Source organism: Pseudoalteromonas luteoviolacea NCIMB 1942 (assembly GCF_001625595.1).
Classification (GTDB): Bacteria; Pseudomonadota; Gammaproteobacteria; order Enterobacterales; family Alteromonadaceae; genus Pseudoalteromonas; species Pseudoalteromonas luteoviolacea_A.
The window spans coordinates 12,851-24,929 of the sequence record NZ_AUXT01000018.1 but is presented as its reverse complement, the minus strand read 5'-3'; the positions used below and the strand labels follow the sequence as shown (position 1 = coordinate 24,929).

The window sequence follows — 12,079 nt, the reverse complement described above, 5'->3', positions numbered from 1 at the left end:
CGATGCTTAAATGTCAATGATTTAGCAATTACTGTTGCGTAATAGACCACACAGAAATGCTACCAGAGATCTCATTTCCAACGACAAGCAATGGACTGCCTGTAGGACTATTTTGAGCACTGATAAATACCATCCCCTCGGGGGCTAAATCGCCGCTAATCTCTGCGTCTTTTTGCAGCCCACGATTGATCATGTACGTGTTCATTGTGACATTAAATGGGTTGGTAACATCGTAGACGAGAATGCCCCCCATGCGTTCTAACCCTATAAATGCGTAGGTTCGGTCGCCAATTTCTCCAATTGCCAGCGCTTCTGGCTCAGCGCCCTTAGCATCAGAGCGGGTATCTCCTGAGTTTTCGTCCTCATCGTTGTTAAACGCTTCACCATGTATAGCCGCTGTGATTTTGCCAACATCGTCGCCAGAATCATATATTCTATGACCATTGTGGTCCCAGATTGAGAAAGAGCGTCCGCCGTATGTATATAGCTCCTCATACTGGTTGTCATTGTTATCATCACCTAGTTCAGTGGAAACTTTTAAACGGCCAATATCTTGGTCATCGTTATTTAGGTATGAAAAGTTACCACCTAGCGTTAGGTCCTCTACGCGCGACTCGTCTGTATATGCTAAGCACCCATCATCTTCGTCGAACTCGATACCACCTTGTGCAAGGCAGGTTGTTTCATCTTGGGAGTCAAAGAAATACTCTCGTCCGTCGCCCTCATTGGCTGAGATAATAAAGTTTGCACCTTGCCATTGGTAAGTCGCTATAGAGTCAGGCTGATACATGCCATAAAGACCCGGGTAGGATGCAAAGTTTATTTTATCGTCTTTGTCCGACGCATCAAGTGTCCAATTACTCCAATCCTTAAACCCAAGCCCCTTTACATCAAGAGTGTTGGTTTCAAGGTCGACAATCGCCATGGCATTATTTTCTTGAAGAGATACATACGCATATCGTCCATCTTTACTCACGGACACATATTCAGGTTCTAAATCCATGGAGACCGTAGTGTTAATCGTTTTGCCTTTTATCGTTCTACCTGTTGGGTTGGCAAATACAACGCCTTGTGCCTCTAGTGTGGCTTGTTGGTTGTCAAAAGCATTAAAGTTGAGCATAGTCGCATTATCTGCAATTTCACCATTAACCGTTTCAATAATAGCTATGGTTCCTTCAGAGTCTATGCTGTAGTCACTTTCTGGCTCGCCCTCATTGGCTACAATGACTTTGTTACCGTCAGGCGAGAATGTAACCATATCCGGCAAATCTCCTACGGTCACCGACTTGATAAACTTGACAGCGTCTTGTGTTATCTCAAAGAACAAAACTTTACCGGCTTGACCCGTTTCTTTGGCAACGGCTACGGCCATTAAATTACCATGTATTGCTACGCTGTTTGCATCGCCCGTTTCGAATTCGCTGAGGTTAATTGTAGAGCCACTTTGTAAGTTTGTATTAGTGATTACTCCCTCTGTATTTTTAACTAATGCTTCTACATCTAGTTGGGCAATATTTATCACTTCGATAGTTGCTGGTGATGTTGAGCTATTGAGGGCAAAAATACGCTGACTCTGTGCATGATAAGCAACTATTTCCGCAGCTCCTTCTGGGCTTTGAGCATTCAATACTGCGCGTCCAACTAGTGTAGGCACTAATTGAATGGTTGCAGGTTGGCCTGCTGCTCCCGTTTCCCCCTTGTCACCTGTTTCCCCGGTATTTCCTTTTTCACCGGTGGGCCCCGTTGCGCCAATTTGTCCTTGTGCGCCTGCCGCGCCATCTTTGCCATTTGAGCCATCGCCCCCATCCAGCGCACAACCAATAAGTAAAGTAGAAAGTGCTAGGGGCAGTATTAGTTTATTCATTGTTAGATTTTTTCCTAAAGCAAAAATTTACTTAAGTAGTGAATCACAGGGGTTTGACGAAAGGATTACAATCTTGCTTGATTAGCAATTAAATTACGCTTGAGTGTGAAGTTTTTAATACTGGGAAGTGGAAATACTGATATTCGCTAAAATGGCCCTCGCACAATGTGCGAGGGGGGCCAATTAATTATCACCTGAGGTGATACGAGCTAACTCTTCGCGTTGAGCTGTCGGTAAATTGTCTACAACAATGTTGTAGGAGTCGTCAATTAACTGCCTAAGCTCATCTTCAGGTATGCTGCCATCAAGCACTATGGTATTCCAAAGGCGCTTATTCATGTGATAGCCTGGTACGACAGACGAATATTTGTCACGAAGTAACAAAGCTTCATCAGGGTCGCATTTTAAGTTTAACCACCAAACAGGTTCGCCGTTTGCACCTGTTTGACCTTCTTTACCCTCATAGAGGGTCGCAAACATTTTATGCTGCACTTTATAGACGTCTACCTCTTGGGCAAACGGCTTGGTAATAAAGGTTCCAGGCTTTGCCTGTAAATACGTATGTACACTCTTCTGATCCATAGCCCGTGTCCTTGAAAAAACTATATTAATTAATACAACATGGGGCTAATTTTAGCAGCTATTGAGAGATTTCTGTAATATGTAAGGTTGATTGCACACCACTGATGTAATGTGTGAGCTCAATAAGTATTCAAAACTTCACTTTAGCAATCTTATTAAACAAGTAAATTTCATAATATGCTGAAAAACCATTGTTTAATCAAGTGAATATTGGTTACTTTACTCAGTCCGCCTTTATCTACTTTAAATCAACTCAAGTGTGCAAAAAGCACACTACACAAAACGGCCTAGCTGCAAACTACACCATGACCAATTGATCTAACAAGTACTGCGTTGACTACTTACTACTAACTTTAGCTTAGTATAAGCAATTTCACTATTTAGATTTACAAAGATAAGTTTTACGTCAACTTAAGCAATTCAAAGCTTCACCAAACATTTTTATCATTGACTCAATGTCATTGAGATAAAGCGCCCGTCATGGAAAAGTAGTGATTTACAGCCAACTTCAACAGGTTATTCATTGAATAAGATCTAAAAAGTTGTTTTTTATAGATTTTTCTTGAATTCGCTATTGAAATACCTATTTTTAGAACTAAATACGTGCAAATACTTGTATCTTCAAGGCTGGTATTAAATTAAATAATGCAATATTTTGCAACAATTTATGTCATTTTGGCTGATTTCCACGCTAAAATCTGGTGGTTTGCATGATTAATGGTCGTTTTGATTAAAAAGTGAGCTTAGCGTTTGGCTGGGGGCGCTTTCATGGTGTGCAGACCGAATTGTGATGAATCATTGAGTATTTTGGCACTTCTTTTAATCAATTTTAGTTAACTAATTGAAGGTTTGGTTTGTGTTCTGATTCAGATTCCAAAAAGCGCTCAAATTCTTCGCCCGATAGCGGTTTTGAATAATAATACCCTTGCAGCGTTTGGCAATCTAGTTGTTTTAGCAGCGCAAGTTGCTCCTCTTCCTCGACGCCTTCTGCCACCACGTGTAAATCAAGGTTGTGTGCGATGGTAACGATAGAGTCAACCATATTGCGGCCTCTATCACTGCCCATATCGTCAATGAATGCTTTGTCTACTTTGAGGGTATTAAGTGGAAATTGCTTCAAGTAAGCTAATGACGAATAACCTGTACCAAAATCATCCATTGCAAGGTGGATCCCCCTTGAACTTAGGGAACGCATAATTGAAATTGCTTCTTGAGGATCGTCCATAACCGTTCCTTCGGTAATCTCTAGTTCCAAAAAATACGATGGTAGTTGATTTTTTTGCAAGATAATATCGATGCGCGCCGTTAAGTCTGGCAAACTGAATTGCTTTGCCGATAAATTGACCGCAACACGCCCATTAAACAAACCTTTGTCTACCCAGCGCTTAACATCCTTACACGCTTTGTCTAGCACAACTTCACCAATCTCGATTATTTGGCCTGTCTCCTCGGCTATTGGTATGAAGACGCCCGGGCTAATAATACCTTTCTTTGGTGTAATAAAACGAACGAGTGCTTCCATTCCGACAAGCTTACCAGTGCGAATATCCATTTTGGGTTGGTAATAAACGACGAAGTGATCTTCTTTGAGCCCAAACCGCATCAAGTTTTCTATTTGTAGACGTTTTACTGCTTGCTCGTTCATTGAGTCGTTGAAGAATAGGTAGTGATTTCCTTTTTGCTTTGCATGATACATTGCTGTATCTGCATTTTTGAGCAATATTTCTGGGGTTTTCCCATCTTCAGGAAAGAGAACGATACCTACAGATGACGTAATAACTAGTTCATGATTTGCCATTTTAAACGGTGTGGCGATGGCTGCTAAAAACTGTTTAGCAACCTTTGTTATGGTGTGTATATCATTTGTACCAGACATCACCAATGCAAATTCATCCCCACCCAGTCGATAAAAGGTGTCTTGCTGCCTACATAGTTTATTGAGTCTCATGGCAAGCTTAGATAACAAGCTATCACCAAGCTGGTGGCCTAAAGAGTCGTTGATTTTCTTGAAATTATCTAGATCGAATACTAATAAAGCATGGTGTGTGCCTTGCTGAGACAGCTTTTTTAAGTTAGTAAAAAATAAGTTTCGGTTTGGCAAGCCTGTTATACGATCTCGATTTGAGAGGTTGTGCAATTGTGACTCTGCTTTTTTCCTCTCGGTTAGATCCGAAAAAACCACAACGTAATTCGTGATATGACCATGGCTATTTTTAATTTCATCTATAGTTACCTCGATAGGCAACATTAACCCTTGTTGGTTGTATATTTTTAATTCTTCTTGCCAGTGCTCAGTTTCTTTTAAAGCGGATTTTATCTGTCTTATAAACCGGCTATCGTATCCAGGCAATTGAAACTCTGAATGAAGGTATTGCTTGCGTTTGCCACCAAATATCCGCAAGTAGCTCGGGTTTAAATCGACTAATTTAAAATGATTATCATAGATGGCAATAGCATCTGTTAATGACTCGACACACTTGGCAAATAGGTTCAAGCGCTCTTCGGTGCTTTTTAAGTGGTTGATATCACGTACAGTCCCCGTCATTCTGAGTGGGTTTAAATTATCGTCTTTGCTAATTACTTTTCCTTTATCCAGCACCCAATGATACTGATTTAAATTATCCTTAAGGCGGTAAGATGCCTCGAAAAAAGCTGTCTTTTCTGCAAAGTGGAGTTTTAGTTGCTTTTCGACTATCGGTATATCTTGTGGGTGTATTCGGCTAGCATTCGGTATAAAGTGTTCGCATTTCGCTTCATTAAGCGCATATTTATCATTGATGCGGATAATTTCACCTGACTGAATGTTCCAGTCCCATAAGGTATCGCCACTGCCTTCTACCGTACTTTTGAGCCACTTCTCTGACATTCGCAAGCTGGACAAGGAGCGAGAGGCTTTACGATTTAAAATAAGCAGAATTAAAAAAGGTGTTAACGCCACCATAGCGACAGCCACAAATGTCATGGGATTATTGAAGATAGGCTCTACATACGGGTGCGCATGCACTGAAGTACTCAGAATAAAAAGGGCAATAATAGCTGAGAATATGCTTATATTTTTTTTATGTACCATAGTGCAAGAGTTCGAAGTAATCATCTCTAATCTAATCGAAACAGCCTGCCTTAGTCAAAGCAAAATTGATGAAACACGAAAAGAGTAGGTCAGATACCAACGGAGAGTATTTTATTGTATTTCAAGGATGAAGCTGCGCGGGCCCATGGCGGCGGCATAAAAACGTATTTTATGCCGCAGTTCGTTTTAATGTAATGTGCTAATTCATCTGCAAGGTAAGATTTGGAAAATCTGGAGCGGTGACGTCAATAATGAATTGCTTAAGTTGCTCGAAAGTCAGTGCGTTAAGGCTTTCTAATAATTGTTCTTGCATTGAAAAAGCATGATCATCATTACCTATAGCGACCCAGAAACGTTGTGAGCGCAACCGTAGATTCTTGTCTTTCTCTGCAATTTGTGACTTTAAGCCCGACTTCATATCAGACCACTGGGTTTGTTCAAGTTCATCGATATGTGTAACGAACTCCTGCATAAATTGATGATGATGCTCAACTAGCTCGGCGCTCGTAAATTTGGGGGATTGTATATAAAAGGCTATTCCAGCTCTGGTATTAAATGGCGCATAGCCTGCCCCTACTAAGTATCCCAGTTGTTTTTGCGTCCTTAGCTGCTCAAAATAATGTTGGCTTACTAATTGGTTAAATGCCATGATTTTTATTTTGTCTTCAACGTTTTTGGTAGGTGCTTGGATGTAGTGAATAAAAGCATGCTCACTATTCTCTTTCCAAAATATTTCGCATTCGGGCGTCTCAATAGTGTTAAGTGGCTTTTTCAAATCTTCTAATATTTCACTGGTAGCAAAGTTACATAACAGTTGCTGTTGAATCGCTTTTGCATGCTTGAGCTGCCAGTTGCCGTGCAAAAATGCTTTTGCATGAATTGAGCTAAAAAATGCTGAGCGAAATGCATTGAACTCGTTGAAGCAAACATTTTTTAGTGCTTTCGCAAGTGCCTCTGGCGTTGGGTTCCACGGCATAAGTTTGGCGCCCAGTATACTGAATAACTCACTTACAGGTTTATTTTTATTGTGGTTCTTCCAATGTCTTATGAGTTGTTTTTTATATTCAGCGAACCTAGTGGCACTAATAGGTTGCTTTTGCAGCGCTTCTACCAACTGCGTGGCGAGTTTTAACTGGCAAGAAGATAGGCCTGCGGTATGTAGAGTTAGACCTCCCTGATGGGATGTTAAATGATAACTGAGTCCCGCTAGCTCCGCGGAATAGAATTGTTCAGCCACACTGTCCATAAATAGATCTGCGAAAAGCCGTGTAAGTGCCATTGCTTTATTATCTGCAATGGATATTTCAGAATCTAACTCTAAGTAAAAGTGGCCTTTGGTTACTCTGAAAGTAGCGTCTTGTTTAAACCAAAACTCAAACCCTGGTTTGTCTTTTAGCTGTGTTGGCGTTTGCGCCGTTGACTCAATTTCAAACAACTCATTATCATGAGCCAAGTACGGATTTACATTGGGTAGCAACATCTCAGGCAGGGGAGAGCGGATGTTTGCCAAGGCATGCAGCCATTCAGTACTGATTTGTTCAACCTGATAGGGGGTATTATACCACTGAGCAATTTTATTGATTGTTTCTGTTTCGTGCGTAGCACTTGGGTGGATCATGACTAAGCGCATGTTGTGAGGTGATAAATACTCTAATAGCTGCTCATGAAGTACTTCGTTGAAACCTGCCATACAGTAATCGCCATAGAGCACGTTGTCATCATCATAGTGATGCATATTGACGCTAACGTTGCTCACCCAGTCGATTAGCTTATTAACTTCTTGGTTGTCAAAAGCCAGTTCCAGTAGTCGTTTCTTGTCCAAATAGAGTGCAGGCAATGAAGTCTTTTTGTCTTTTATTAAGCTGATGTATTCAAATAGCATTTCAACAATATCTTCGTAAAATTCAATACCGGCATCTGTAAGTGCGAAGCTAATATTAAAATCCTTGAAGTTGCTGCCATTTACCCCGCCGCCTGCTGACAGAGCATTGATCCAGCCATTCTTCTTCAGTATTGAGTATAAAGAACCGTCACCTTCATAGCCTAAAAGGTGTGCGAGAAAGCTTAAACTTTTATATCGATATAAGTCTTTGATATCAGGCATCGCAAAACTCACTATAAGCTTTTGCAAATGCTTACGGGGTTGAATATGAAGTAACAACCCTAAGTCTTCTTGGCGGTACATAGGCTTACAAATGGGGGGCTTTTCAATACCTGAACCCGCAATAGAACTGAAATGATTGTGTGCCAATGCGCTTAGTTCCTCAAGTGATTGAGGCCCTGCCAAGACTAATGTCATCCACTGTGCTTGGTAGTGAGCAGTGAAAAAATCTACAACTTCTTTACGAATATGCCCTTGTTTATCACCAAGCGTATCGTGATTACCAACCGAAAATTTCGTAAATGGATGAGCTGGGTTGACCGTTTCTTTGTGAACTTGAATGATTCTTCTGTTGTCGTCTTTTACTTTGAGGTTAAATTCAGAGTCAATGGCATTTCGTTCATCATTAAGAGCAGACTCTTCAAATAGTGGCGCAATAAAAAAGTCGGCAAAGCGCGGTAAGACATTTGAGAATTTTTCTGAGCGTACATCAAAAAAATAACAAGTATGTTCTGTGCCAGTCCATGCGTTTGAATTACCGCCAAATTGACTGACGATTTGGGAAAATTCTCCACGGTTTGGGTATTGCTCTGTACCTAAAAACAGCATATGCTCAATAAAGTGTGCCATGCCTTGGCGATCTATAGGATCGTCAAAATGGCCTATATTTATTGCCAAAGAAGATGCAGACTTCTCACTGCTCGGATCGTTAACAAGTAGTACCCTAAGACCATTGTCCAGTGTCAGGTGCTTATATTGTTTATTATCATTATTACTTAATTTCAAATGTGCGCCGCCGATATATAAATAAGTGAGATAGTCTGTCGATTACGTAAATTATTAACAGTTATGAATCTTTTGTTTTAATATAGCGGACAAATAACTAGGTTTACTACTGATAAAGATAAAAATTTCGATACTTTTCGGAGAGCTATGAAAACCTTATTGATTATGCGACACGGTGAAGCAGGACCAATGCAAGCAGATGATGCAGCTCGATTGTTAACAAAAAGGGGGCGAGCACAGGCTTTTGAAATGGGTCAATGGCTTTTGGAGCGTCACCAACCTCAAGCGTTATTGGTAAGCCCATATCAACGTGCACAACAGACAGCGCTTGAGGTAAAGCACAATAATCAGTTTGTATTCGAAGAAACGTGCTCGGATATCGTACCAAGCGGCAGTGCCTCTTTTGCGGTGGATTATATTGAAACATTAATCAGTATGAACAACGATATTGAGTCTTGGTTGATTGTGGCGCACATGCCGATAGTCAGTTATATGGTCGATCAACTGGTTCCTGGTGAGATGCCTATTTTTTCCACAGCAAGTGTAGCTGTAATACAGTACGAACCAGCAACTCACAAAGCATCATATGCAGGAATGCATTCTCCTCAGCTTTAAGTTTTGTATTAATCAGCACTTGCTGAATCAAGGCGGGTGCTTGTATCTCTAACTATGAAATACTTTGCTTCGGTAAAGTTTGATGAGTTATTTGCCAATTACTCTTATTAAATCCATTTTTCTTTTGAACTTCTTTTTAGTTTTGCACTCTATTTAATGGTGCTTTGGCTATGTTTCTGATATGCGGTCTAATGTCCTCCCTTAGTTGAAAAGGCTTAGATAGAATGCGCAGGCTTTCATGACACCGGTTACCATTTTGGGCGATTGTAACCGGTATGACTATAAATTTGGCGAGAGTGTACCTTTTGTACATATCTCAGTTAATTTTTTAAACATCAACAGAATATTGATGCTTTGTTTAGTTAATAGGTAAAAACAATTTCTTGACCACAATATTTATTATTTTATAAGGACAAATGTCCGCTTTTTGTTGCTAAAATTCGTAAAGTTTGACCTAACGTCGTCGAACGTTGTAAAAATGTGTGTAATTTATGTGTTTATTTGGAGCATTTTAAAAATTTGCTGCTATAATTACGCCCGTTGCGTTCAGCCTCGTTTTTCGCTTTGCACTCTCGATAATGAGGTCCGCGTTGTTTGTCATTGACGCGCAAAATTGAATGCCATAGCCATTGTGAAACGGCGCCCAATTTACCGTTGAACTCAAAGAGTGCATAAATAAGGTCAAAAACCAACATGAAAGCAATGAAAAGATCTACGTTAGCAACTTTAATTAATGCAACGTTGTTCTCTGCTGTAGCAGGTACTTCATTCACAACGCTTGCTGAAGAAACGCAAGCGAAAAGTAATCAACTGGAAGTGATTCAAATCACCGCACGTAAGCGTGTTGAAAATGCACAAGAAGTGCCAGTTTCAGTGTCTGCATTACAAGGCGACAACCTTGACGCCTACAGTTCAGCTGGTATGGATATCCGCTTTATGAACGCTAAGATCCCGAGCTTGTCGGTTGAATCTTCGTTTGGACGTACATTCCCGCGCTTTTATGTCCGCGGTCTTGGTAACACCGACTTCGATCTAAATGCTTCGCAACCGGTTTCTTTGGTTGTTGACGAAGTCGTTCAAGAAAACCCTATTCTAAAAGGCTTCCCTGTTTTTGATATCGAGCGTATTGAAGTGCTTCGTGGTCCTCAGGGAACTTTATTTGGTCGTAATACACCAGCCGGTCTTGTTAAATTTGATTCTGTAAAGCCGAGTCAAGAATTTGATGGTTATGCATCAGTTTCATACGGTAGCCGTGAGTCTGTTGACTTTGAAGGTGCTGTAGGTACAGGCCTGACTGACAGAATTTCTACGCGTGTATCTGTGTTATGGCAAGAACAGCCAGACTACATAGATGTTCGCTCACCAGAAGGTGTAACCAATGAGTTCGCAAAAGAAGACTCTTTAGGCGGTTACAGCGAAAAGGCTGCACGTGTTCAATTTTTATATGAAGGTGATGATTTTACAGGTTTGTTAAACTATCACGTTCGTGATCTTGACGGTCGTCCAATTCCATTTCGTGCAAACCTGATTGAGAAAGGCTCAAATAACATCAACCCAATCTATGATAATGATGTTGTTTATCACGACGCAGCTTCTCGTGCGACACAGCAAGTAGAAACTCAAGGTCTAAGCTTAAAACTTGAGTGGGATCTTGCCGAGCATACGGTAACATCAATCTCAGCTTGGGAAAGTGCAGAAATATACTCGCGTGCGGATGTCGATGGTGCATATGGCAATGAATTTGCACCAACAATGGGACCAGGTCTGATTCCATTCTCATCTGAAACTGCTGATGCTCTTCCTGATCATGATCAATATACGCAAGAGTTACGCCTATCGAGTAACTACTCAGGAGATTTTAATTTCCAAGTAGGTGTTTTCTTGTTTGAAGAAGAGATGACCATTGAAAGCTTTGGCTTTGATACAGGTGCATTCGACACCGCAGCGGGCCAGTATGGTTTACAAAACGGTTATGCAGTCCAGAATCAAGATACCTCAGCTTGGGCTGTATTTGGTTCATTTGATTACACGCTATCAGACAAACTGGATTTAACTCTTGGTGTTCGTTACTCTGACGATGAAAAAGAGTTTTATGCGAAAAGAACTGACAATCCAACGCCTTGGAATGGTTCGCCAGATTTCTTAGAAGGCCGTGCAAACCCAAGCGACAGCCATGTAAGCTGGGACTTAAGTGCTACTTACAAGCTGACTGATGATATCAATCTATTTGGTCGTTTAGCGAACGGTTTCCGTGCTCCGAGTGTTCAGGGTCGTATCCTATTTGGTGATGAAGTAACTGTTGCTGATTCAGAGACAACGAATTCAATTGAGTTTGGTATAAAGTCTGATGTGTTAGACGGGCAAGGTCGTGTAAACGGTACTGTTTTCTATTATCAGATGAATGATCAGCAGTTAACTGCTGTAGGTGGTGGTGCAAACTTTAACCGCTTAGTTAATGCTGATAAAACAACTGGTTATGGTTTTGAGCTAGATACAGAATGGGTGCTTACTGACGAGCTCAACGCAACTTTCAATCTGAGCTATAACAAAACAGAAATCGACGATCCAAGCTTGGCTATTGAAGGTTGTGCTCAGTGTACGATCACAAACGTAAAGAATGATGCCGGTCTTTATAACCTAGATGGCAATAGCCTTCCACATGCTCCAGAGTGGATTGCTAATGCAACACTTCGTTATACTAAAGAGCTAGAAGGCGGTGACTTCTTCGTATACGCTGATACCTCTTATCGTAGCAAAATCAACTTCTTCCTATACGAATCAGTTGAGTTTGAAGGCGAAGCGTTATTCGAAACTGGTGTAAGGGCAGGTTATGCTTGGGCATCTGGTGATAACGAATACGAAGCATCGGTATTCGTACGTAACTTGTTTGATGAGCAAGTTGTTATTGGTGGCGTAGATTTCAATAACAACACAGGTATGTTGAATGAAGAACGCTTCATCGGTGCTGAGTTCAAGGTTCGCTTCTTCTAATAGAGTGAAGTGAAATAAACCGTTATAAACCCGTGTTATTGATAAAATAACGCGGGTTTTTTATTTCTTT

6 protein-coding genes are annotated in these 12,079 nt (G+C 40.8%); 2 read left to right on the top strand and 4 right to left on the bottom strand.

What is annotated here, in order from left to right; translation table 11 throughout:
* Positions 1–28: 28 nt before the first annotated feature.
* From N482_RS01800 to N482_RS01785, 4 genes are all read right to left on the bottom strand, one after another.
* Positions 29–1,864, bottom strand: coding sequence for a choice-of-anchor I family protein (locus N482_RS01800; RefSeq protein ID WP_063375457.1), 1,836 nt, complete (start codon positions 1,862–1,864; stop codon positions 29–31).
* 183 nt (positions 1,865–2,047) lie between these two features.
* Positions 2,048–2,446: an MmcQ/YjbR family DNA-binding protein gene (locus N482_RS01795; RefSeq protein ID WP_063375456.1), complete on the bottom strand. Its 399-nt coding sequence runs from the start codon at positions 2,444–2,446 to the stop codon at positions 2,048–2,050.
* Between the two features lie 829 nt (positions 2,447–3,275).
* A complete protein-coding gene (locus N482_RS01790) occupies positions 3,276–5,387 on the bottom strand; it encodes a bifunctional diguanylate cyclase/phosphodiesterase (RefSeq protein ID WP_231100768.1) in 2,112 nt (703 codons plus the stop codon).
* A gap of 328 nt (positions 5,388–5,715) precedes the next feature.
* A complete protein-coding gene (locus tag N482_RS01785) occupies positions 5,716–8,403 on the bottom strand; it encodes an insulinase family protein (protein WP_063375455.1) in 2,688 nt (895 codons plus the stop codon).
* A gap of 147 nt (positions 8,404–8,550) precedes the next feature.
* On the opposite strand from N482_RS01785, the gene sixA reads away from it, so the two are divergent.
* Both sixA and N482_RS01770 read left to right on the top strand, forming a co-directional pair.
* The gene (gene sixA, locus N482_RS01780; protein WP_063375454.1) at positions 8,551–9,018 is read left to right on the top strand and encodes a phosphohistidine phosphatase SixA; all 468 of its coding nucleotides are present in this window, start codon (positions 8,551–8,553) and stop codon (positions 9,016–9,018) included.
* Between the two features lie 693 nt (positions 9,019–9,711).
* Entirely contained in the window at positions 9,712–12,009 is a 2,298-nt protein-coding gene (locus N482_RS01770) for a TonB-dependent receptor (RefSeq protein WP_063375452.1), read from the top strand.
* Positions 12,010–12,079: the final 70 nt, after the last annotated feature.